Here is a 22,713-nt window from a genome sequence, read left to right on the forward strand (position 1 = left end):
GTCCGTGGAACGGACCGGGCGCATGCGTCGTAGGGGTGACCGGTGCGGTGGTCACGGCCGCCGCCGTGACCACCGCACCGGGGGGACTACGGGACCAGGACGGCCTTGCCGAGGGTGGTGCGCTCCTCGAACGCGCGGTGCGCGGCGGCGGCCTCGGCCAGCGGGAACACCTGGCCGACGACCGGCTTCAGCGAGCCGGCCGCGGCGAGGTCGAAGGCCGTCTGGCGCAGCCGGGCCCCGTACTCGGGCTGCAGGAAGACCCGCGGGCCGAAGCCGGAGACCGAGACGCCGCGGACGTACAGCATCTCGGGGTCGAACTGCGGGGCGGTGCCGCCGGCGGTGCCGTAGACGACCAGCCGGCCGAAGCCCATCGCCAGCAGGTCGAACGAGGCCTTGGAGATCTCGCCGCCGACGCCGTCGAAGGCGACCTGGACGCCGCCGGGGGCGAGGTCGCGGACGCGCTGCTCCCAGCCCTCCTCGGTGTAGTCGAGGACGTGGTCCGCCCCGAGCTCCCGGGCCAGGGTGAGCTTCTTCTCGCCGCGGGCCAGCGCGATCACCTCGGCGCCGGCGTTCTTGGCCAGCTGGACCAGCAGGCTGCCGACACCGCCGGCGGCGGACTGGACCAGCACGACGTCCTTGGGCTGGATCGCGGCGACCTCGGCCACGCCGACGGCGACCACGCCCTGGCCGAAGAGCGCCAGCGCCTCGTGCTCCCCCAGCCCGTCGGGGATCGCCTGGACGGCGCCGGCGGGCAGGACGGCCAGCTCGGAGTAGCCACCGGCGGTCGGGGCGGCGCCGACGACCTTCCGGCCGACCCACTCGTCACCGACACCGGCGCCGACCCGCACGACCGTGCCCGCGACCTCGAAGCCGGGGGCGTACGGCAGCGGCGGGTCCGGGAACCAGGCGAACTGCTGCATCAGGCCGGACCGGATCTGGGTCTCGGCGTAGCTGATCCCGGCCGCGCTCACCCGGACCAGCAGCTGGCCCTCGCCCGGCTCCGGGTCCGGGACCTCGTCGACCTTGAGGACCTCGGGCGAACCGTACTCGTGGAACCGAACAGAACGCATGGGTGCGTCTCCTTGACTCAGCTGCCGTGAACTTCACCATAAGCGGACCGGCGGTCCGCTTGGTTGCGATAGCGTAGCCCCGGATCACCGCTGGATGTCAAGGGAGCTCATGTGGCCGTCAGGGAGCGCGCGGACGCCGCGCACAACCGGCGCAAGATCCTGGCCACGGCCCAGCAGCTGTTCCGGGACGGCGGCGTCGAGCACGTCTCGATGGAGGAGATCGCCGAGGCGGCCGGGGTCGGCAAGGGCACCCTGTTCCGGCGCTTCGGGAACCGCGAGGGCCTCATCGGCGCCCTGTTCGACCAGCTCACGGAGGACTGGCAGGACGGCGCGCTCGACCGGCTGGCCGACCCGGAGGTGCCCGCCCGGGAGCGCGTGCTGCGCTTCGTCGGCGAGCTCTTCGACGAGGTCGTGGTGCCCGGCGGCCCACTGCTGCGCGCCCTGGAGAACGCCTCCCGCTCGCACGCCAACGTGGGCCGGTACCTGCTCTGGCACGACGCCCTCGCCCGGGCGATCGCCGAGGCGCGGCCGGGCGTGGACGCCGGCTTCATGGCCCACGCCGTCCTGGGCGTGCCGCGCGCGGAGTTCGTCGACCTGCTCGTCGGCACCGGGATGACCATGGACGCCGTCCGCGCCGGGGTGCTGGCGCTCACCGACTCGGTGCTCACCGCCCCCGGCTGAGCCCACCGGCCGGCCCGCCGGGCCGGCGGGCCCGCCCGCCTCACCAGGCCGGCGGGAACGCGTCCACCACCTGGCCGGAGACGTGCGAGGACTCGGCGGAGAGCAGGAAACGGGCGAGCGGCAGGTTGTCCCGCACCGCCGGCAGCGCGGGGTACGGGGTCTCGCGCCCCAGGGCGTCCGCCTTGCGGGTGAGGAAGTCGCGGGAGAGCGCCGTCTCCGCGACGATGCCCAGCGCGTTGGCCCGCACGCCCGACCCGGTGAGCTCCTTGGCGAGCGTGCGCACGTAGTGCTCCAGCGCCGCCTTGGCCGAGGCGTACGCGCCGAGCATGTCGACCGGCACCCGGGCGCTGTGCGAGCCGAGGGCCAGCACGCTGCCCCGCCCGGCCGCGCGCATCGGCGGCACCGCGTAGCGCAGACAGCGGACGAAACCGAAGAACGTGGCGTCGAAGACCCGGTTCAGCTCGTCGGCGCCGACCTCCCAGCCGTACCCGACCGCCGAGGCGTCGCCCGCGCTGTAGACCAGGCCGTACGGGGCCGGCGAGACCTCCGCCACCTGGGCGAAGAACGCCGCGACGCTCTCCTCGTCGGTCACGTCGACCTGCCGGTACAGCACGCCGCCACCGGACGGGCGGGCGCTGCGGGCGCCCGCGATCACCGTCCGGCCGGCGCCGGCGAGGTCCTCGGCCAGCGCGGCGCCGAAGCCGCTGCTCGCCCCGACTATGACGACTGCGGACTCTTCCACGTCAGACTCCCGGGCTGCGGTGGTGGTACCCCTGCGGCCATTTCCGTCGAACACGGCCGATCGCTATTCTGCACACCGCTCCCGTTCCTTTCCGCGGGAAATAGGCCCGGTAGGGGTTGTTTAGGGGCTGCCAGTACCGCGACACCCCGGTTATGCTACTGTCCGCCGCCTTCCGAGCAGGATTATTCCGGAAGTCCCGGCATTTCCTCGAATCACCCGTCCGAGCCCGCCGGGAGCAGGTTTCCGTGATATTCGACGACCTTTATCTGGACGGCATCGCCGCCGTCGTCCCGGACTTCGTCACCGTCGCCGACGCGGCCGCCCGGGGGCTCTGCGACGAGGAGCTGTCGACCGGGACGGACTGGCTCTCGGTGGCCGTCGCCGGTGACGTCTCCGCACCCGACATGGCCGCCCGGGCCGGGCGGGACGCGCTGGCGATGTCCCACCACGACGCGGCGGACATCGCCGTGCTGATGCACGCCAGCGCCGGGCACCAGGGCCCCGACATCTGGTCCCCGGCGCACTACGTCCAGCGGCACACCATCGGCGGGTACGGCCCCGCGCTGGAGGTCCGGCAGGGCTGCAGCGGCATGGTCGCCGCCCTGGAACTGGCCGGCTGCTACCTCACCGCCGCCCCGGACCGCGGCGCCGCCCTCGTCACCGCCGCCGACAACTGGGCGCATCCGCTCATGGACCGCTGGCGCGGCACCAAGTGGGCGCTGTTCGGGGACGCCGCCTCGGCCCTCGTCCTCTCCCGCCGGCAGGGCTTCGCCCGGGTGGTGAACGTCTGCGCCTCCTCGCTGCCGGACCTGGAGGAACTGAACCGCGGCGGGGAGGCGCTCTTCCCGCCCGGGGCCACCATCGGACACCGGGTCAGGCTGCGCGAGCGGGTCGAGGCGTTCCAGGGCGACCAGGCCGAGATGGCGAGGCTCATCGGGCAGGCCGAGGCCGGGCTGATCCGCCGCACGCTCGACGAGGCCGGTCTGAAGCCCGGTGACATCAGCCGGGTGACCCACCAGAGCGCCGGGCGCAGGAGCATCGTCGAGCACATCCTGGAGCCCTTCGACGGCGATCTGCGGCTCGGCATGTGGGAGTTCGGCCGCCGGCTCGGCCACACCGGCGCCAGCGACCAGGTCTGCGGCCTCTACCAGCTGCTCGCCGGACGGGAGGTCCACCCGGGCGACCACGTCATGCTGCTGGGCACGGGTGTCGGCATGGCGTTCGCCTGCGCGATCGTGCAGGTCCTGGACGAACTGCCCGCCACGGCGGCCCCGATCCCGCTGCCCTGACGCCACCCGCCGGGAACGCCAGGGGGCCCGTCGTCCGACTGCCGCAGGCGGTGGTCGAACGACGGGCCCCCGCCGCGATCCGGCTCACCCCAGCTTCCTGCGCAGCTCGCTCCGGCCGGCCACCCGCAGCTTGCGGTAGGTACGGGTCAGGTGCTGTTCCACCGTGCTGACCGTGATCGACAGGGAGCGCGCGATCCGCTGGTTGGTCTCGCCCTGGGCGGCCAGCAGGGCCACCCGCTGCTCCGACGGGCTGAGCTGGTCCAGGAACCCCGCGTAGCGGTCCGTCACCTTGTAGCGGGCGACCCGGTGCGGGGCGGCGCCGGGCAGCTCGCCCCACTGCAGGGCCCGCAGCGAGGAGAGGAACCCGGGCCGCCCCGAGGTGTCCTGGAGGGTGGCGAACAGCTCCTCGCGCAGCTCCTGCCGGCGCCGGCCGCGGGCCGTCGCCCGGCCGAACACCCGGGACCGGTCGCCGGCCGGCACCGCCCGGTCCAGCTGGGAGTCGACCATGGTGAGCGCGTTGTCGTGGTCGCCGACGCCCAGGTAGGCCGCGGCGGCCGCGAGCCGCCAGGCGTAGAGGTCCGGGTCCAGCCCCCAGGACGCCAGCAGCCGGCCGCAGCTCATGAAGTCGGCCAGCGCGGACCGGTGCTCGCCGGCGGCGAGGTGGAAGTGCCCGCGGGCGTACAGGTAGCCGAGGCAGTGCCGGGTCTCGTACATCGGCGCGGGCACCGGGCGGCGCACCCACTCCTTCGCGGCGCCGGGCTCCGCGAGGTCGGTGTACCCGGCGACCAGGCAGGCCAGCGGCCCGCCGATCCAGGCGCCCCGGCGCTGCGGCGGGACCATGTCCAGCACGGCCTCCGCCCGGGCCAGCCCGACCAGGATGTCGCCCCGGTGCAGCGAGGCCTCCGCGCGGGCCGCCAGCAGCCGGGGCGCCCAGGTGTCGGCGGCGAGTCGGACGGCGTCCGGCAGCACCGCGTCGCACCAGGAGATCGCCGCCTCCGGCCGGTTGCTGTGCACCAGGGCCGTGACCGCCGCGAGCACCGCCGAGGCGGTGTCCTCGCGGAAGGCGCAGGCGGAGAGCGCGGAGGCCGCGCCGTCCGCCGGGTCCGGCAGGCCCGGGTCGCCGAGCAGCCGGCTCGCCAGGGCCCAGGCCGCCCGATGGCGGACCGGGCCGCTGTCCTCCTCCCCGCCCGCACCGGCCGCCGGGCCGCCGGACGGGACGCGCTCCGCGTCCGCGGCCACCGCGCGCAGCAGGCTCGGGAACTCACAGGCGACGAGCAGCCGGTCGGCCGCCGCGTCCAGGTGCCGCTGGCCGTCCCGGGCGCCGCCGCCCGCGTCGCGCCGCCGCTCCAGCACCGCCAGCAGGTCCTTCGCCTGCCAGAGCAACTCGGGGGCCGTCTCGGGTCGTTCGACAAGATTCATCGGTGGTTCGCATCCCTCCGGGACCACGGGCCGCATGGTCCGGTCATGGCGCGGGCCGGCCGGAGCACAGGCTCGGCCCGGCGCGCAGGGGCAGACATGGGTGACGTACGGGCGGGGGCGGGGTGCGGCACGGACCCGCCGTCCGGCGCGAAGGCGTCCGGAAGCGGCGGTCGTCCGGCGGTCGGCCCGCCGATCGGGGTGAAGGGACGAGGGAGGACGCTCCCAGGACGCCCCGGGACGGCGCCTCGGGTGCCGCGACGCGGACGTCGGGCCGCCGGGCCGGGCCACGGGTGGCCGGGAGCGGAAGGAAGGACTGCCGCGGACGGACCGGGCGGAAGCGGCCGACGGACGCCGGGCGCACGGGCACCGGGCCGAACGGGCCGAACGTGCCGGGCGGGCCTGCCGTGCGGTACCGGGCCGGTCAGGCCGGGCGGCGGCGCGCGGTCACGAGGCCTGCGGCCACGGCGGCGGGTTCGCGCCCGGGCGGCCGAACGGCCGGCCTTCCGCGGTGTCGGGCGGTCGTGAAGTCTCGGTCATGTGGCGGCCCCCGTCGTCACTGGTACCTGTCTACCTCTACGGACGCTCATCATGGCCGATGCCGTCCTCCGGCCGTCCTCCGGCCGTCCCCGCGCGGTCCTCCCCCGGAGCCGGTGCGATCCGATCGTTCGGACGGAAACTCCGGGACGGTCCGGCGCGTTGGTCCGAGGGCCCGGCAGCCCGGCCGCACGCCCGCGCCGGCAGGCCCGAAGCGGGCCGGTGGTGTCCGAACCGGCCGCGCGCCCGTGCCGGAGCCGCGGCTGTCGACCGTGGAATATGGCATTCGAAGATCCGTTTGAATCCAAGTAGCATCGTGGCGAACAGCCCGCGACGGACTGGGTGACGGCGCGTCAGAACGGGGGAGGCTGAGTGAAATTCCGCATTCTCGGACCGCTGGAGGTCGGGGCGAACCACCGCAAGGTGCCCCTGGCGGGCCCCCGGCAACACCTGGTGCTCGCCCTCCTCCTGCTGAAGGCCAATCAGAGCGTGCCGCTCGGCGAGCTCGTCGACGCGCTCTGGGACGATCCGCCCCGGACGGCCGAGAAGCAGGTCCGCAACGCGGTCTCCATGCTGCGCGGTCTGCTCAAGTCCGCCGGGGTCACCACCCTGCCGACCGCCGTCGGCGCCACCGGCTACCGCCTCGACGTCCCCGACGACCAGCTCGACGCGGCCGCGTTCGCCCACGCGCTCGCGGCGGCCCGGCACCACGCCGCCGCCGGGCAGTTCGCCGCGGCGGTCGAGGAGTTCCGGGCCGGGCTCGCCCTGTGGCGCGGACCGGCCCTGGCCGGCCTGGACAACTCGGCCCTGCAGCCGCACACCTCGCGACTGGAGGAGCAGCGGCTCACCGCGATCGAGGAGTGCGTCGACCTCGAACTCGCGCAGGGCCACCACCAGGCCGTCGTCCCCGAGCTGACCGACTGGCTCAGCGCCCACCCGCTGCGCGAGCGGCTGGCGGGCCAGCTCATGCTCGCCCTCTACCTCTCCGGCCGCCAGTCGCACGCGCTCACCGTGTACGAGTCCACCCGGCGCCGGCTCGCGGACGCGCTCGGCCTCGAACCAGTTCCGGAGCTGCGCGAGTTACGCCAGCGCATCCTCACCAACGACGCGGCCCTCGGCCGCCCCCGGACCTTCACGTTCGCGCCGCCCGCCCCGCACAGCCTGCCCAAGGACATCAGCCACTTCACCGGGCGGGAGCAGGAGCTGCACACCCTCGCCGACCGGGTGACCGGCCACCACGACCAGGCGGCGCCCAGCAACGTCCTGCTCGCCGCCGTGGACGGCATGGCCGGGGTCGGCAAGACCTCGCTCGCCGTCCACCTGGCCCACCGGATGAGCGGGCGCTACCCCGACGCCCAGCTCTACCTCGACCTGCACGCGCACTCCCCCGGCCTGGCCCCCCTCGACCCGGGGGCGGCACTGGAGAAGCTGCTGCGCTCGGTGGACGTCACGGGAGCCGCCGTCCCCGAGGACCTGGAGGAGCGGGCCGCGCTGTGGCGCACCAGGCTGGCCGGCCTGCGGGCGGTCCTCGTCCTGGACGACGCGGCCAGCTCCGCCCAGATCCGGCCGCTGCTGCCGGGGACGGCCGACTGCCTGATCCTGGTCACCAGCCGAAGCCGGCTCACCGACCTGGACGCCGCCGCGGTGCTCTCGCTGGACCCGCTCCCGCCGGCCGACGCGGGGCGCCTGCTCGACCGGATCGTGGGCGACCGGCGGGTGGCCGCCGAGCCCAAGGGCGTCGCCGAGCTGCTCCGGCTCTGCGGGTACCTGCCGCTGGCCATCCACGTCACGGCGGCCCGGCTGCGCCACCGGCCCGCCTGGACCGTCGCCTACCTCACCTCCCGGCTGCGCAGCCACCGGCGCCGGCTCGGCGAGCTGCAGACCGCCGAGAGCGGCATCGCCGCCGCCTTCGACCTCTCCTACCGCCGGCTCGGACCCGAACCGCGGCACCTCTTCCGCCTGCTGGGCGTGCTCCCGGGGACGGACTTCGACGCCGACGCGGCGGCGGCCGCCGCCGGGATCGACCGCCGGGCCGCGGACCGCGTGCTGGAGGAACTGCTCGACGTGCACCTGGTCCAGCAGCCGCGCGAGGAGCAGTACCGGCTGCACCCGCTGCTGCACGCCTACACGGTGCACCTGGCCGCCACCGAGGCCGGTGAGGCCGAGCGGCAGGCGGCGCTGACCAGGTTGTTCGACCACTACCGCCGCACCGCGGCGGTGGCCATGGACATCGTCTCCCCGCCGTGGCGGTGCGACCGCCCGCCGCTGCTCCTCCCCGGCGGGCCGGCGGCCTCGCCGGCCGGACTCGACCAGGCCACCGAGTGGTTGGAGGCGCAGTGGCCGAACCTGCTGTCGGCGGCGGAGACGGCCCGGCGCGGCTGGCCGGACCAGAGCGCCGACCTGTTCCGCGTGCTGCGCCACTACCTGCACCTGCGCGGCCAGCACGCCGAGGCGCTCTCGTTGCACAGCCGCACCGTCGCCCTGGCCCGCGACACCGACGACCGGGAGCTGGAGAACCTCGCCCGGTACGGTCTGGGCCTGGCCAACCAGCGGCTCGGCCGCTACGACACCGCACTCACGCACTTCCGCCAGGCCCTCGACGTCGCCCGCGAGCTCGGCGACCACGTGACGCACGCCCGCACGCTCAGCAACATGGGCCTGGTGCTCCACCGGCTCGGCCGCTACGAGAGCGCCCTCACGCACTTCGCCCAGGCCCTCGACCTGGCCCGCGACACCGGCACCCCGAGCGCGGAGTGCTACGCGCTGTGCGGTCTGGGCCTCGTCCACGAGCGCCTGGGCCGCTCCACCACCGCCGTCATCCACCTGCGCCAGGCCCTGGTGATCGCCCAGCGGATCGACGACCGCGACATCCAGGGCTACGCGCTGAGCAACCTCGGCCGGGTGCAGTGCGGCCCCGGCCACTACGAGCAGGCCTGCGACGACCTGCGCAGGGCCCTGGCCCTGGCCCGCGAGACCGGCGCCCGCGACCTCGAAGGCCACACCCTCTGCGGGCTCGGACTCGTGCACCAGCGTCTCGGCGACTTCGACACCGCCCTGACCCACCTCCACCAGGCGCTCGCGCTCGCCCGCGAGACCGGCACCCGCGACCTCGAAGGCCACGCGCTCTGCGGCCTCGGGCTCGTCCACGAACGCCTCGGCCACCACGCCCTCGCGCTGGCCCACCTGCACGAGGCCCTCGGCCTCGCCCGCGACACCAGCACCCGCGACCTCGAAGGCCACGCGCTCTGCGGCCTCGGGCTCGTCCACGAACGCCTCGGCGACCACGACACCGCCCTGACCCACCTCCACCAGGCGCTCGCGCTCGCCCGCGAGACCGGCACCCGCGACCTCGAAGGGCAGGCGCTCGGCGGGCTCGGCGAGGTCGCCTGCCGGCGGGGCGACCCGGCCGCGGCGCTGGACCTGCACGGCCGGGCCCTGGCCATCAGTCAGGAGACCGGCGACCGCCACCGCCAGGGCCGGGCGCACCGCGGCCTCGCCTCGGCCCACCGGGCGCTCGGCGCGCCGGACGCCGCCCATGAGCACGACCGGCTGGCCGACCAGCTCCAGCGGCACTCCGGCGGGTGGCGCCCGGCCGGGCCGGACCGACGGCGCGGCCCGGCCGGGCGCCCGGCCCCGAGGGACCTGGGGCGGGTCTGAGCGGGCCCGGGGCCGGTCCGGCCGTTCGCGTCGCATCGTCGCGCGGCGGGAACGGCCGGACCGGCGGGCCCCAGGGAGTGTGTGCAAAGTCCCGCCCGGTCCGCGACGCGAGGTTGCGAACACCTGCGAACACCCCCTAGTGCGGGCGCACCGACAGCGCGTGGTGGAAGATGTCGCGCGGGTCCCGGGCGGCCTTGATCTGCTGCAGCCGCGCGTAGTTGTCCTTGTAGTAGATCGTCGACCAGGGGGCGGACGAGGTGTTCCAGGCCGGGTCGGCGAGGTCGACGTCGGGCCAGTTGACGTAGTTCCCGTCGGTGACGCCGTTGGGCACCGGCACGCCGCCGGTGGTCGCGTAGACGTCCCGGTAGAGCTCCCGGACCCACTGCAGCTGGCGGGTCTCGTCCGCGGCGTCGGACCAGTAGTTGGAGAAGGAGGCGAGCATCACCGAATCGCGGTGCGGCACCGCGGTCGTGGTCGGGGAGAAGGAGTTGACCTTCCCGCCGAAGGAGAAGAGGCCCATCAGACCGGAGGCGTACGTGTAGGAGGGGCTGGTCAGGTAGCGGTAGACGGTGCGCAGCTGGTCGGGGGTGTACCCCTTCTTGTGGTAGGCGCCCTTGGTCTTCGAGCGCAGCAGCAGGCTCGGGATGCCGAACACGCCGGCCACCTCGGAGGCACTGGTGGTCGTGGTGTAGAGCCACGGCAGGTTGCCCGTGGTGCTCGCCGCCGGGGCCGCGGCGACGTTCCTCGTCATCGCGGCGGCGAAGTCGGTCAGCATCTGCTGGGTGCCGGTGACGGTCGGGTCGACCTGGGCCCGGACGATGACGCCGCCCTTGCCCTGGCGGATCGCGATGAGCGAGGCCCAGAGCTGGTTGGCGGCGGCGCCCGGTGCGCTGTTCTGCTCGTGCCAGGTGCCGAAGTTGGTGACGAGCGTGGTGAACGCCGCCTCGTCCAGCTGGGACCAGTCCCAGAACAGCGTGGTGATCATGATGCCGCCCGGGGTCGGGGGCAGCAGCTTGGTCGGATCGGTGCCGGTCGCGCCGGGCGAGCGCAGCCAGAACCGGGTGACGATGCCGAAGTTCCCGCCGCCGCCGCCCGCGTGGGCCCACCAGAGGTCCCGGTTGGGGTCGTTCGCCGAGGAGGTGGCGATCACCGAGCGGGCCATGCCGAAGGCGTCCACCACGACGACCTCGACGGCGTAGAGGTTGTCCGCGACCAGGCCGTAGAGGCGGGACAGCACGCCGTAGCCGCCCCCGGTGATGTGGCCGCCGACGCCGACGCTCGGGCAGGAGCCGCCGGGTATCGTCACGCCCCAGCCGAGGTCGAGGGTGCGGTAGACCTGCGAGAGGATCGCGCCGCCCTCGACCGCGAAGGCGTTCATCGTGGCGTCGAAGTACACCGCGCGCATCTCGGACAGGTCGATGACCACCCGGACGTCCGGGTCGTCGACGAAGTTCTCCAGGCAGTGGCCGCCGCCCCGCACGGTGACCCGCTTGCCCGCCGCCACGGCCTCGTTGACGGCCTGCACGACCTGGCTCGTGGTGCCGACCAGCTTCACCGCGTCGGGGTTGCCGGTGAAGCGGCGGTTGTACCCGCGCAGCAGCAGGTCCGGGTAGCGCCGGTCGCCGGGCGCGACACTGACCGGGCCGAAGCCCTGGGTCAGGAACGGCCACGACTGGTCGGCGCCGGCGTCCGGCACCGGCGCGGCCGCCGCGACCCCGCCGCCCACGACGAGATCCGTCGCGGCGATCCCGAGTCCGGCCGCCCCGAGTCCGGCCAATGTAAAGCGTCGACGAGTCAACTCCGCCATGAAATCCCCCTGCTGGCACCAGCACGCATCCGAATGTCACGAGAAGGCCCGAAGTCGAATTCCGGCCACCTCGTTCGGCCAAATGATGCTACGTCCGGCGGACCCGTCAACCGGCCCCCTAAGAACCCCCTATCCCGCCCCCGCGAAGGCGTCCGGAACACCACCCTTCTGGGAGGCTGACCTCACGGTATGTCCGCGCGTGGCAAGAGAGTTGGATTGACATGACCACTTACCTCATCACCGTGCTGAGCAACGTGCACGAGGGTCGGGAGAAGGACTTCCACGACTGGTACGAGAACACCCACATTCCGGAGATTCTCGAAGTTCCGGGAGTTCTTTCGATCCGCCGGCTGGTGCTCAACGACGAACAGATCGGCGCCGACAAAGGGCACTCGCAGGCCCACTACCGCCATCTGACGCTGATCGAGATCGAGACCGACGACTTCGACGCCTCGCTCGCCGCCATCAGCACCCTGGACGGCAGCCGGGCCGAGGAGCTCCTGATCCCGGGCCAGGTGCTGGCCTCGCTGTACCGGGACCCGAAGGTGTACACCCGGTCCTGACCCGGCGCGGGGCCTCGGCGGGGGCGGGCGGACCCGCCCGGCCGGGTCCGCCCGCGCCGCCGTGACCACGGCCCCCGGCCCGCCGTGCCACTCCGCCCCGCCCCACCCCACCGCGCCGTGACGCCTCCGGCGCGACGCCCTCGACGTGACGCCCCCGTCCAGCGGCCCGCCGACGCCCCGCGCGCGCCCTCCCCCACCCGCCGGCCGGACGCCGGCCGGAGGCCGCCCGACGCCCGTGGGGCCTGCCTCCCCCGGGCTCCGCAGCGGCCGCGGACTCCGCCGGGGAGCGGGCTTGAGATGCCCTTGACACGTTTATAGGTCTATACCATGCTGCGAGCGGCGCCCCGGCGGCGGGGCGAACTCCGCTTCCGCAGCGGGACTTCGGCACAGGTGACAGCTTCATACGGGGGAGATCGTTGTGCTCGTGCATGTCCTGGGACCGCTTCGTGTCGACGTCGACGGAACCGCCGTGGCCCTCGGTGGCAGGCGGTCCCAGATCGTCCTGGCGACCCTCGCCCTGACCCCGAACTGGGTCGTGCCGCTCGACCGGCTGGTGGACACCGTCTGGGGCCCCGCGCCACCCGCCAGCGCCCGGACGCAGATCCGGATCTGCGTCTCCCAGCTGCGCCGGGCCTTCGCCGAGGCGGGTGCGCCGACCGTGATCGAGACCCATCCGAACGGGTACCGACTCCGGGTCGGCCCGGGCGAGTTGGACGCCTCGGCGTTCAACGAGGAGGTCGCCCGGGCCCGGCTGCTGGCCGCCCAGGGCGCGCCGGAGGAGGCCGTCACCGGCCTGCGCCGGGCCCTCGCGCGGTGGACCGGCCCGGCGATGGCCGGGCTCGCCTGCCCGCCCGTGGAGGCCTGGGCCCGCCGACTGGAGGAGAGCCGGCTGCGCGCCGTCGAGGAGCGGATCCGGCTGGAGCTCGGGCTGGGCCGGCACCAGGACCTGGTCGGCGAGCTGGAGCAGCTGGTCTGCGCGCACCCGTTCCGCGAGCACCTGCACGGCCGGCTGATGCTCGCCCTGCACCGGTCGGGCCGCACGGCCGAGGCGCTGGCGGTGTACCGCAGGCTCCGGACCGCCCTGATCGAGGAGCTGGGCATCGAGCCGGGGCCCGAACTGCGTTCGCTGGAACGGGAGATCCTGCTCGGCGTGGCCGCGGCGCCGCCCCCCGGGGAGCCGGCGGTACGGCGCCGGACCAGGGCGGGCGACGCCGTCCACTCCTCCTGGTGCCCGGTGTAGCCGCACCGCCGCGCGGGCCGGACGGGGGCTCAGCCCCGGTGGCGCCACCAGAACGAGCCCGGCTCGTAGTGGTCCCGGACGCCGAGGGCGCGCCAGAGCGGTTCGGCGATCCTCCGCAGCTCCGGGTCGGCGTGCACGAAGGCGTCGGGCAACTCCAGGTCGAAGCGGTCCGGGGCGGCCGTCAGCAGGGCGGCGAGCAGGTACTGCTCGGAGTAGTGCCGCCAGCGCCAGGAGTGCGGGTAGTCCGCAGGCAGCATGATGTCGTGGACGTGCACGATCACCCCGGGCTTGAGCCTGGGCAGCACCTCGAAGAAGAACACCGCCACGTCCGACCCCATGTGCAGCCGGTGCGAACCGTCGAAGAAGACGATGTCACCGGGCTCCAGATCGGCGAAGACCCCGAGGTCCGCGTGTTGCAGCGGGGTGCGGATCACCTCGTCGCAGAGCCGGTCCACGGTGGCGCGCGGCGCCGGGTCGATCGAGGTGATCCGGGTCGCCAGCCCGAGGTCCTCGATCGCCCGGCGGGCGAACTTGGTGGAGTTGCCGGAGCCGATCTCCAGGTACCGGGCCGGACGCTCCTCGGCCAGGAAGCCGTAGAGCGAGAGCGCGTCCAGCGGAGGCAGCCAGCCGTTGTTCCAGTACGGGGTGGAGCCCGCCGCGGTGCCGCTCAGCGGGATCCCCCGGAGCAGCTCGGTCAGCTCCAGGAAGCCGGTCAGCCGCTGCGCGTAGCGCTCCCGGTTCTTCTCCAACAGGGCCCGCACCTCGGTGAGTTCGGCGCGCGGCTCGGGGGTGACGACGTGGTCCCAGAAGAGCGGCTTGCGCAGCCCGAACGCCCAGAGCGTCAGGCCGTGCAGGACGGGCCGCTCCGCCAGCCAGTCGACCGGCCGGCGCAGTACGGGAAGCCGCTCCAGCAGTTCGACGCCGGAGGCGGTCCGGACGGCGGTCCGCAGATCCTTGAGCACCATCGTTGTTCCTTTCAGAGGGAGAGCCACAGGTCCTGCAGCCGGTGTTCGGAGATGCCGTCGGTCGGCCGGAAGTCGTAGCGGTGCACCCGGACCGGGCCGGCGGTGAAGCTCCAGTCCAGCCGCCAGAACGGGAAGGAGCGGTTGACCGCGCTGTCCCAGTCGAAGCCGGCCGGCGCGGAGAACTTCCAACTCAGCGGCAGGAAGTCGTTGTTGGCCCGGATCGCGTCGTCCGCCCGGTCGCGCAGGCCGTCCAGGTCGCGCATCGACGCGCCGGCGTTGAAGTCGCCCGAGACGAGCACCTGGTGGGGGTTGCCGGCGAGGTCCCGCTCCAGGCCGCGGATCTCCGCCCGGCGCCAGTCGAACTTGCGCCGGAAGTAGGAGTCGAAGTCGAAGTCCGAGAACGGGTCGAGGTCGGGCGCGAGCGGCACGGTGACGTGCACGTTGTAGACGCTGAACACCTTCGACCCGACCTGGAGGTCGGTGCGCAGCACCTTGTCCCGGGCGAAGACCGTGCCGAACGGGGCGTCCGGCGCCAGCTCGGCGCCGGTCCCGACGGCCGGCTGGGCGACGATCGGGTACCGGGAGACGGTGAGCAGCTCGCCCCGCCGGGCGATGTGGTAGTCGGGGAACTCGGCGGCCAGCCGCGCGTCGTCGTCCAACCGCAGATAGCCGTCCTCACCGCGGCCGGCCTGCCAGACCACGTGCTCCTGGAACAGGTACACGTCCGCGTTCTGGCGGTGGATCAGGTCGTAAAGCCGGTTCACGTCGGTGGCGGCGGCCCAGTACTGGGTGTTGAAGGAGACCACGTGCAGGGCGCCGGGCGGCACCGGGCGACCCCCGTGCCAGAGGGCGGGCCAGTTCAGCCCGGAGCCGGTGAGGAGGGCGAGCAGCAGCGGGGGCAGTGCGAGGGCGGCGGCCCAGCGGCGGCGCGGGCCGCAGGCGGCGGCACTGGCGGCCAGGAGCACCAGCGGGACCGCCACCAGGAACACCGGCGGGGTGGCGTCCAGCAGGATGGCCCAGTGCCAGCGGCCGCTGACCGACCGGCGCAGCACGGCGTAGCAGAGCCAGAGCCCGGCCAGGGCGATCAGGGCCCACCCGTACCAGGTGCGCAGCCGCCGGGCGATCCGGCGGGCCCGGCTCGGCGGGTCCGGGTCCGTCGCCCCCCGGTCGCCGTCGGCGCTCCCGCCGGCTCCGTCGTCGCGGGCCGGCGCGGCGGCCACGGCGTCCGCGGCGTACATCCGGCGGAACCGGCGGCTGACGGCGAACTGGGCCAGCCCGGCGACCAGACCGGCCAGCACGACGGCGTTCACCAGCAGGTGCGCCAGGGTGAAGAAGGCCAGGAAGCCGAGTCCGCGCTCCTGCCGGACGAACCGGTACTGGCCGAGGTCGGTCAGCACGAAGCCGGCCACCGCCAGGGCCGTGACCAGCGCCGCCAGCGGCTGCCAGGCGATCAGCGGCAGGCTCGCCACCGCCAGCCCGGCCAGCGCCGAGGCGACCGCCCGGCCGGGGGTCTCCATCCCCTGCATCGCCCGGCCCCGGCCCAGGTAGAACGGCACCCGCAGCCGGCTGCGGACGAAGGCCTTCCGGAGCAGCGGCCGCATCCGGCTCTCGTCGGAGAGCCGGCCCCGGACCCGGGAGGTGAGCACCATCGGGTGGAGCGCGGCGAGCCGCTCGGCGTGGTCGATCTCCTCGGTCTGGCGGAGCGCGCCGTTGAACCAGCCGGCCTCCAGGAAGGCCGACCGGCGGACCGCCCCGAGCGCGTAGAAGCCGCCGCTGACCAGGCCCTCGGCGCTCTTGCGCCAGTAGTGGTACTGGAGGATCCGGTACTGCCCGACGGCGCCCTCGGGGAACAGCGGCTCCTTGTCGGGAACGCCGAACACCGCGCCGTACTCAGGGTGTTCGGTGAAGATCCGCACCGCCTCGGCGACGGCGTCCGGGTGCATGGTCAGATCGGCGTCCAGGAAGAAGAGGATCTCGCCGGCGGCGTGCCGGACCCCGAGGTTGCGCGAGCCGCCCGGGCCGCCGTTGCGCTCGGCCCGCACCAGGGTGACGGGGTGGGCGGCGGCCAGGTCGGCGGAGTCGTCGGTGCTGGCGTCGTCCACGACGATCACTTCGACGGCCGGGTAGCTCTGCTCCAGGATCGAGCGCAGACAGAGGTCGACGGTGCGGCGGTCGTTGTACATCGGGACGACCACCGACACGAGCGGTGGGGGTGTGGGCATGGGACCTCGTTCGGAGTTCGGAGTTCGGAGTTCGGGGTTCGCACTTCGGGATCCGGCGGCCGCTGCCTGATGGCACGTCAGAGCAGCTGGAAGGCCAGCAGCAGGCCGGCCCAGAGCGAGGAGTTGGTGAGCATCACGCCGTCCCGCAGCAGGGTCCGGACGGGGTTGCCGCCCTCGCTCTGCACCACCACGATCTGCAGGTAGCGGAAGAGCGCGAGCAGGGCGCAGGGCGCGGTGAGCAGCGCCCCGGCCGCGTAGCCGGACTCGGTGCGCAGGAAGAGCAGGTAGCCGACCACGGTCAGCCCGGAGCAGAGCACCAGGACGAGGTCCAGGAAGTGCGCCGAGTAGCCGACCAGGGCGGGCCGGTGGCCGCTGCCGGAGACGCCCAGTTCGTGCCGCCGCTTGCCCACGATCAGGACCAGGCAGAGCGTCAGCACGGTGAACACCAGCCAGGCGGCGACCGGGCGGCCGCCGGCGCCGTACCCGCCGAACAGCCGCAGGACGAACCCGGTGGCGACGATGAACACGTCCAGCAGCGGCAGGTGCTTGAGCTTCCAGCTGTAGGCGGCGTTCACCACCAGGTAGAGCAGGACCGGCCAGACCGCGGCGGGCCGGGAGAGCAGCAGGACGGGGGCGAGCAGCCCGGCCAGCAGCAGGATCAGCGCCACGGCCGTGCGCCGACCCACCCGGCCGGCGGCCAGGGGGCGGTGGCGCTTGACCGGGTGGCGCCGGTCCCGTTCGATGTCGGCGATGTCGTTGACCACGTACACCAGCGACGAGGCGAGCACGAAGGCGCAGGTGGTGACGGCGACCCGGGCCACCATGCCCCAGTCCAGGTCGGCGCCGAGCAGGGAGAGCGGCACCACCAGGAGGTTCTTCGGCCACTGGCCCGGCCGGAGCAGCTCCAGCGGTGCCGGCAGCCGGGAGGTGGGGCCGCGCCGGAGGGGCTCCGTCTGTTCGCTCAGGAAGGTCATCGCGCACTCCCTCAGAAGAAGATCTTCACGGCGGACAACAGGCCCTGGCTCCACGGGTCCCGGCTGGTCCGGCCGGTCGGGCTGCCCGCCGGACGGTCGTGGCGGGCGGTGCGCCACCAGTCATAGGTGCGCAGGATCGCGTCCCGGTTGGACAGCCTGGGTGCGAAGCCGAGCCGCTCCCCGGCCTTGTCGATGCTGACGTAGGAGTCCTCCATCAGCTTGTGCAGCAGCCGCCCGTAGACCGGCGAGAGCCTGGCCTTCTGCAGAGTGCTCAGCACGGTCAGCGCGGGCCGGGCGGGCAGCGCGACGACCCGCTTGCCGTGGCCGGCCGCGTCCAGGACGGCCTGGAAGTCCTGGCGCAGGGTGCCGAACTCGGCGGCCGCCAGGTTGTAGGTGTCGTTGGCGACGTCCTCGGGCGCGGTGAGCACGGTGACCACGGCATCCACCAGGTCGTCGATGCCGAACATCTGGATCCGTACGTCGCCGCGGCCGAGCACGGGGAAGTTCCGGCCCTCCTCCGCCCACTCGAACAGCATCGAGAAAAGGCCCATCCGGCCCGGGCCGACGAAGGTCTTGGGCCGCAGGATCGGCACGCACATCCCGGCGGCGCGGTGGCGCTCGGCGATCTCCTCGGCGGCGGCCTTGGCCCGGCTGTAGGTGTCGACCGGCTCGCGCGGATACGTCTCCGGCGTCGGGACGACCTTGGGCAGGCCGTACACGGCCGTCGAGGAGATGTGCACCACCCGGGGGGTGCCGGCGGCGCGCGCGGCGGCGAACACGTTCTCGGTGCCGCCGACGATGATCGAGCGGATCTGCTCGTCCGGGTAGCTGGGCAGCGCGGCCGCCGCGTGGACCAGCACCTCGGCGCCGTCCAGCGCCCGGGCCATCACGGCCGGGTCGCGGATGTCGCCGACCACCGCCACGCCGGGGCCGGGCCGCAGGTCGACCCCGCGGACGTCCTTGCCGTCCGCGAGCAGCCGTTCGGCGAGCCGCGAGCCGAGCATGCCCGCGGCGCCGGTGATCGCGATCACCACTGGGACCCCACCTTCTGCTTGAGGAACCGCGTCACCAGGTGCCCGAGCCCCTTGCCGAGCACCTCGCCGAGCGCCTCGACCGTGCGCTCCACGTCGGCCGGGTCGGTGACCAGCGAGGGGCCGATGACCAACGGGTTGAGCCCGTTGAGGGTGTAGTAGGCGAAGATGTCGTGGTCCTGGTACAGGGCGTTGATCACCGCGCAGGTGACCAGCTTGGTCTTGAACCTCGGGTCACGGGCCATCCCGCCCGGCGCCAGCCTGGCGACCAGGTCGAGGATCTTCGGCCCGCCCTCGATGAAGACTCCCCAGAGCGCCCCGGCGCCCGTCACCCGGCCGACCGCCTCCGGGTGCTCCTTGGCCAGCCGGGCCAGCCCGGGCTCCAGGACGGCGCCGATCGCCCGGGCCCGCGCCGGGTAGTCGTCCTCGATGGCGATGTTGACGGCCTCCAGCGCGGTGGCGCACTCCTCGCCGAAGCCGTAGTACGTCGTCGAGGTGGACTGCAGCAGCGCGTCGCCGAGGTTGTCGTAGGCCTTGCGGAAGACCGGTTCGCGGGCGACGAACGCCGAGATCGAGGACTTGCCGCCGCCGAAGGACTTGGAGGTGGTGAGGACGTCCGGGATCAGGCCCGGGTAGCGCATGAAGTGGAACAGGGTGCCGGTCTTGCCCCAGCCGGTGTAGATCTCGTCGAAGATCAGCACGATCTTCTTCCGGGTGCACAGCTCGCGCAGCCCGCGCAGGAACTCCTCGGAGCAGGCCTGCACGGTGGAGGCGCTGAACGGCTCGATCAGGATCGCGTAGACGTCGTCCGGGTGGGCGTCGACGGCGCGGCGGACCGAGTCGAGGTCGTTGTAGGCGAAGGTGTCGATGCCCGGGATGGTGGGGAAGGCGAACTGGCTCTGGCCGGTCAGGCCGCCGGAGCCGAGCAGCTTGCCGTGGAAGGCGCAGTCGGCGCGCAGCACCGTCCCGCGCCTGCCGCCGTGGTACTTGTACGCCAGCTTGACGGCCCCTTCCACCGCCTCGGCGCCGGAGTTGGGCAGGAAGGACATCGAGAGGTCGCCGGGCAGCACCTCGGCCAGGTTGTGGCCGAGCGCGGCGAGGTAGGGCGAGAAGTACGTCTTGTGGACCTCCATCCGGCCGGCCCGGGCGAACCGCTCGCGGGCGGCCAGGATCCGCGGGTGGTTGTGGCCGTGGTTGAGCACGCCGACCCCGCCGGTGACGTCCAGGATCCGGCGGCCGTCGGTGAGGGTCAGATGGGCGCCCCGGGCCTCGGCGACCAGCTCCCGGCCGAAGCCGAAGGAGGTCATCAGCGAGACCTGGCTCTTGTTCACGTACCGCCGGTACAGGTCGTGCACCTCACGGACCTGGAACCGTTCGGCGTCGTCAAGGGTGTACACGGGCTTCCTCTCGCATCGGGGTGGACCTGAGCCGGGCCCAGGTCAGGACGACGGCCGAGCTACCGAGCTCGGCCAGCACGCAGACGACCCGGCTGGCGATCGCCGCGGTGGCCGCGACGCCCCCGGGCAGCACGGTGGCGAGCGCGGCCGTGATGGTCAGCTCGCGCACCCCCCAGCCGTCCGGCACGATCACGGCCAGGCTGCTGACCACGGTGGCGAGCGCGAAGGCGCCGACCGCCGGGCCGAGGGAGGCCCCGGCCGACCCGCCCAACGCCAGGGCCAGGAACCAGAGATGCAGTCCGGAGACCAGCCAGGAGGCGATCGCCAGCAGGACGGCGCGGCGGACGGCGGCGTCCGGCGGCGCCTCGACCGGCCGCCGCAGCAGCCGGGCCGCGGCCGCGACCGGCCGGGTGGCCAGGGCCGGGCGGACGACGCAGGCCAGGAAGCCCGCGGCCGGCAGGCAGAGCCAGACCCACTGCCCCGGCAGCGCGGCCGGCGCCGCCAGCAGCCCGACGCCCGCGCCGGTGAGGAGGGTCAGCGCCAGGCTGAGCAGGTAGGCGGAGGTCATCTGGGCGGCCGGCACCCCAGCCGCCCGGCCGTGCGTGACATGGGTGAGCACGCCCCAGACCCGGCCCGGCAGGTACTTGCTGAGCTGCCCGAGGAAGTAGATCCGGGCGGCGTGGACCCCCCGGATCGCGTGGTCGCCGGGGATCAGTACCCGCCAGGCGTGCACCGCGAGCACCAGGCCGGCCACGTTGGCGGCGAGCGAGGCGGCGAGCGGCGGCAGGGCGTCCGCCCGGGCGAACGCCCCTACGGCGACCGGGCCTTCGTGGCGGAGCAGCAGGCCGAGGCCGACCAGGGCGGCGAGCACGATCAGCGGGGTGAGCACCTTGCGCAGCCGGTCCAGCATCACCGGGCCGCCCCGGTGCCGGGTGCGGTGCCGGGTGTGGCGCCGGACTCGGCCGCCGTCGCCGAGGCCGCCCCGGCGCCGTCGGCACGGTCCGGGAGCAGCATCCGGACCGTGCCGACGGCGGCGCCGCTCACCAGGGCGGTGATGACCAGGAAGTGGACGCCGGTGAAGAACGGCACGAAACCCGGGCCCCGGTGGCCCGCGACGAACCGCAGCAGCCGGCCGTTGGCGGCGCAGAACCCGAGCGCCCCGAGGGCCGGCAGCACCGGGTACCAGGGCGCCAGCGGCAGGGTGGCCAGGGTGAGGGCGGCGGCGGCGACCGACGCCGGACTGTTGGCGGTCAGGTTGCGCCGCCCGCCGCGGCGCGCCGAGGCCAGCGCGGGCACCAGCACCAGCGCCCGCCGGAAGGTCTCGGCCAGCAGCGGCCGGAGCCGGTGCTCCTCGTCGTGCAGGGCGACCACCCGGTCGGTGAGGACGATCCGGTGGTGCGGCGCCAGCCGGTCGCTGAACTCCAGGTCCTCGGAGTCCCGCAGCCGCTCGTCGAAGCCGCCGAGGCGCTCGAAGACCTCGCGGCGCACGGCCGCCTGGGCGAAGAAGGCGGTCTCCACGACGCCCGCGCCGCGCACCCGCCACCAGTGCGCGTGCAGCACCCGGTAGCGCTCCACCGGACCGTCGTCGAACAGCGGATCCGGTGCGATCACTCCGTGTACGCAGCCGCACTCCGGGTCGGCCGCCAGGATTTCCAGCGCGTTGGCCACCGAATCGGGCGTCAGCGCCTCGTCGGAATCGAGGAAGAACAGAATGTCACCGGTCGCCGCGGCGATTCCGGCATTTCGCGCGGCGGACACTCCGCGGTTCGGAGTGCGCCGGATCAGGGTGCACGGATAGCCCTCGGCCACCTCGGCGGTCCGGTCGGTGGAGCCGTCGTCCACCACGATGACCTCGTGGACGGGGGCGGTCTGGGCGTACACCGAGTCGAGACAGGCACCCAGGGTACGAGCGGAGTTGTGGGCCGGTATGACGACCGATACGGAAAACGTCATGCCGCCATTTCAGGCGGGCCGCGTATCGGCCGGGTATCGTCTCGGTATTGGAATGCGGCCGGGTGAAATCCGGGGCGCCGCCGCCCTGCTACTCTCCGCGCCATGGATTCCGCTCGCCCGCGTTCGCTCGGGCCCCGGTCGCTGGTCGCCGTCACGGCCTGCTGGGGTGTTTTCCTCCTCCTCGACCGCCTGCTGAGCGGCCGCTGGTGGTTCTGGCTGATACCGGACCTCGCGCCGCCGCTGCTCTTCCTGGCGGTGCCGGTGCTGCTGCTGGCCCTGGCGGTGGTCACCCGGCCGTCGCGGCGGTGGCTCGTCCCGGTGGTGGTCGCCCTGCTGCTGGCCGGCCTGCCGCGCACCGGGCTCAACCCCGCGGCGCTGCTGCCCGGCCGGGACCGCGCGCCCGGCCCGGCGTTCACGGTGTTCTCCTGGAACACCGAGTACTGGGACACCACCGACGACCCGGACGCCTTCTACCGCTACCTCCGGAGCAGGGACGCGGACATCTACCTGCTCCAGGAGTACCTGGCCTGGGTCCAGGAGACGCCGACCCGGATCGACCGGCTCGACCGGATCCGGCAGGAGTTCCCCGGCTACCGGGTGGCGGTGCTCGGCGAGTTGGTCACGCTCTCGCGGTTCCCGGTGCTCGCCACCCCGGCGGTCGGCGCGGCGCTGCCGGCCGGTACGCCGTGGGAGGTGACCTTCGCCAGGAAGAAGGTCCTCCGCACCGATGTGGACGTCCACGGCCGGGCGGTGTCCCTCTACAACGTGCACATCCCGGTCCAGGTGGACACCCGGCAGTCGGTGTTCGGCGGCGACTTCTACCGCACCGTCCGCGCGGCGGACGCCGCACGCCGGGAGCAGTACACGGCACTGGAGTCGGACGCCGCCGCCAACCACCACCCGCTGCTGATCGCCGGGGACTTCAACACCACCCCGGCGATGGGCGACCTGAGCGGCCTGCGCGCCCGCTTCCGCGACGCCCGCTCGGCCTCCGGCGACCTCTACCCGGGCAGTTGGGGCGGCCTGCTGGGCAGCGACCTGTGGCGGCTGGACTGGGCGTTCACCGACCGCCGGGTCGCGGTGGAGCGGTACTCCTTCGCGGACCAGCGGGGGATGTCGGACCACCGGGCGCAGCAGCTGCGCGTGGCGCTGCGGCCGTGACACCGGCC

General features: G+C 74.0%; 18 protein-coding genes. 6 read left to right on the forward strand and 12 right to left on the reverse strand.

What is annotated here, in order from left to right:
• Positions 1–86 precede the first annotated feature (86 nt).
• A complete protein-coding gene (locus ACIF6L_RS21240; RefSeq protein WP_329486224.1) occupies positions 87–1,070 on the reverse strand; it encodes a zinc-binding dehydrogenase in 984 nt (327 codons plus the stop codon).
• A 111-nt stretch (positions 1,071–1,181) separates the two neighbouring features.
• Between ACIF6L_RS21240 and ACIF6L_RS21245 the strand changes: the two genes are divergently transcribed.
• Entirely contained in the window at positions 1,182–1,751 is a 570-nt protein-coding gene (locus tag ACIF6L_RS21245) for a TetR/AcrR family transcriptional regulator (protein WP_329486225.1), read from the forward strand.
• A gap of 40 nt (positions 1,752–1,791) precedes the next feature.
• On the opposite strand, the gene ACIF6L_RS21250 is transcribed toward ACIF6L_RS21245, so the two are convergent.
• The gene (locus ACIF6L_RS21250; protein WP_329486226.1) at positions 1,792–2,493 is read right to left on the reverse strand and encodes an SDR family oxidoreductase; all 702 of its coding nucleotides are present in this window, start codon (positions 2,491–2,493) and stop codon (positions 1,792–1,794) included.
• A gap of 245 nt (positions 2,494–2,738) precedes the next feature.
• Here ACIF6L_RS21250 and ACIF6L_RS21255 point away from each other — a divergent pair, with 245 nt between their 5' ends.
• A complete protein-coding gene (locus tag ACIF6L_RS21255) occupies positions 2,739–3,782 on the forward strand; it encodes a ketoacyl-ACP synthase III family protein (RefSeq protein ID WP_396486519.1) in 1,044 nt (347 codons plus the stop codon).
• Positions 3,783–3,866: 84 nt separating this feature from the next.
• Here ACIF6L_RS21255 and ACIF6L_RS21260 read toward each other — a convergent pair whose 3' ends face one another.
• Positions 3,867–5,201 carry a LuxR C-terminal-related transcriptional regulator gene (locus ACIF6L_RS21260; protein ID WP_396486520.1) on the reverse strand — a complete coding sequence of 445 codons (1,335 nt, stop codon included), beginning with the start codon at positions 5,199–5,201 and terminating at the stop codon, positions 3,867–3,869.
• A 906-nt stretch (positions 5,202–6,107) separates the two neighbouring features.
• Between ACIF6L_RS21260 and ACIF6L_RS21265 the strand changes: the two genes are divergently transcribed.
• The gene (locus ACIF6L_RS21265) at positions 6,108–9,392 is read left to right on the forward strand and encodes an AfsR/SARP family transcriptional regulator (RefSeq protein ID WP_396486521.1); all 3,285 of its coding nucleotides are present in this window, start codon (positions 6,108–6,110) and stop codon (positions 9,390–9,392) included.
• 136 nt (positions 9,393–9,528) lie between these two features.
• On the opposite strand, the gene ACIF6L_RS21270 is transcribed toward ACIF6L_RS21265, so the two are convergent.
• Complete coding sequence (locus ACIF6L_RS21270; RefSeq protein ID WP_396486522.1) at positions 9,529–11,199, reverse strand: FAD-binding oxidoreductase; 1,671 nt, start codon at positions 11,197–11,199, stop codon at positions 9,529–9,531.
• Between the two features lie 221 nt (positions 11,200–11,420).
• Here ACIF6L_RS21270 and ACIF6L_RS21275 point away from each other — a divergent pair, with 221 nt between their 5' ends.
• The gene (locus ACIF6L_RS21275; RefSeq protein ID WP_329486231.1) at positions 11,421–11,762 is read left to right on the forward strand and encodes a hypothetical protein; all 342 of its coding nucleotides are present in this window, start codon (positions 11,421–11,423) and stop codon (positions 11,760–11,762) included.
• 418 nt (positions 11,763–12,180) lie between these two features.
• Positions 12,181–13,002 (forward strand): AfsR/SARP family transcriptional regulator, encoded by an 822-nt coding sequence (locus ACIF6L_RS21280; RefSeq protein ID WP_352294813.1) that lies wholly within the window; start codon positions 12,181–12,183, stop codon positions 13,000–13,002.
• A gap of 29 nt (positions 13,003–13,031) precedes the next feature.
• Here ACIF6L_RS21280 and ACIF6L_RS21285 read toward each other — a convergent pair whose 3' ends face one another.
• The 8 genes from ACIF6L_RS21285 to ACIF6L_RS21320 form a co-directional block, all read right to left on the reverse strand.
• Positions 13,032–13,967 carry a class I SAM-dependent methyltransferase gene (locus ACIF6L_RS21285; RefSeq protein ID WP_396486523.1) on the reverse strand — a complete coding sequence of 312 codons (936 nt, stop codon included), beginning with the start codon at positions 13,965–13,967 and terminating at the stop codon, positions 13,032–13,034.
• An 11-nt stretch (positions 13,968–13,978) separates the two neighbouring features.
• Positions 13,979–16,189 (reverse strand): glycosyltransferase, encoded by a 2,211-nt coding sequence (locus ACIF6L_RS21290; protein ID WP_396486524.1) that lies wholly within the window; start codon positions 16,187–16,189, stop codon positions 13,979–13,981.
• 77 nt (positions 16,190–16,266) lie between these two features.
• Positions 16,267–17,163 (reverse strand): UbiA prenyltransferase family protein, encoded by an 897-nt coding sequence (locus tag ACIF6L_RS21295; protein ID WP_352294808.1) that lies wholly within the window; start codon positions 17,161–17,163, stop codon positions 16,267–16,269.
• Between the two features lie 11 nt (positions 17,164–17,174).
• A complete protein-coding gene (locus tag ACIF6L_RS21300; protein ID WP_329486236.1) occupies positions 17,175–18,197 on the reverse strand; it encodes an NAD-dependent epimerase/dehydratase family protein in 1,023 nt (340 codons plus the stop codon).
• A complete protein-coding gene (locus tag ACIF6L_RS21305) occupies positions 18,191–19,540 on the reverse strand; it encodes an aminotransferase class III-fold pyridoxal phosphate-dependent enzyme (protein WP_352294819.1) in 1,350 nt (449 codons plus the stop codon). The genes ACIF6L_RS21300 and ACIF6L_RS21305 overlap by 7 nt, the downstream gene beginning before the upstream one ends.
• Positions 19,522–19,581: a hypothetical protein gene (locus tag ACIF6L_RS21310; RefSeq protein WP_352294817.1), complete on the reverse strand. Its 60-nt coding sequence runs from the start codon at positions 19,579–19,581 to the stop codon at positions 19,522–19,524. The genes ACIF6L_RS21305 and ACIF6L_RS21310 overlap by 19 nt, the downstream gene beginning before the upstream one ends.
• Positions 19,578–20,501: a lysylphosphatidylglycerol synthase domain-containing protein gene (locus tag ACIF6L_RS21315; protein WP_396486746.1), complete on the reverse strand. Its 924-nt coding sequence runs from the start codon at positions 20,499–20,501 to the stop codon at positions 19,578–19,580. Before ACIF6L_RS21315 ends, ACIF6L_RS21310 begins: the two co-directional genes overlap by 4 nt.
• Positions 20,501–21,544 carry a glycosyltransferase family 2 protein gene (locus ACIF6L_RS21320; protein ID WP_396486525.1) on the reverse strand — a complete coding sequence of 348 codons (1,044 nt, stop codon included), beginning with the start codon at positions 21,542–21,544 and terminating at the stop codon, positions 20,501–20,503. Before ACIF6L_RS21320 ends, ACIF6L_RS21315 begins: the two co-directional genes overlap by 1 nt.
• A gap of 102 nt (positions 21,545–21,646) precedes the next feature.
• Between ACIF6L_RS21320 and ACIF6L_RS21325 the strand changes: the two genes are divergently transcribed.
• The gene (locus tag ACIF6L_RS21325; RefSeq protein WP_396486526.1) at positions 21,647–22,705 is read left to right on the forward strand and encodes an endonuclease/exonuclease/phosphatase family protein; all 1,059 of its coding nucleotides are present in this window, start codon (positions 21,647–21,649) and stop codon (positions 22,703–22,705) included.
• The last annotated feature ends 8 nt before the right edge of the window (positions 22,706–22,713 follow it).

The sequence above is a fragment of the Kitasatospora sp. NPDC086009 genome, assembly GCF_044540385.1.
In the GTDB taxonomy this organism is placed as follows: Bacteria; Actinomycetota; Actinomycetes; order Streptomycetales; family Streptomycetaceae; genus Kitasatospora.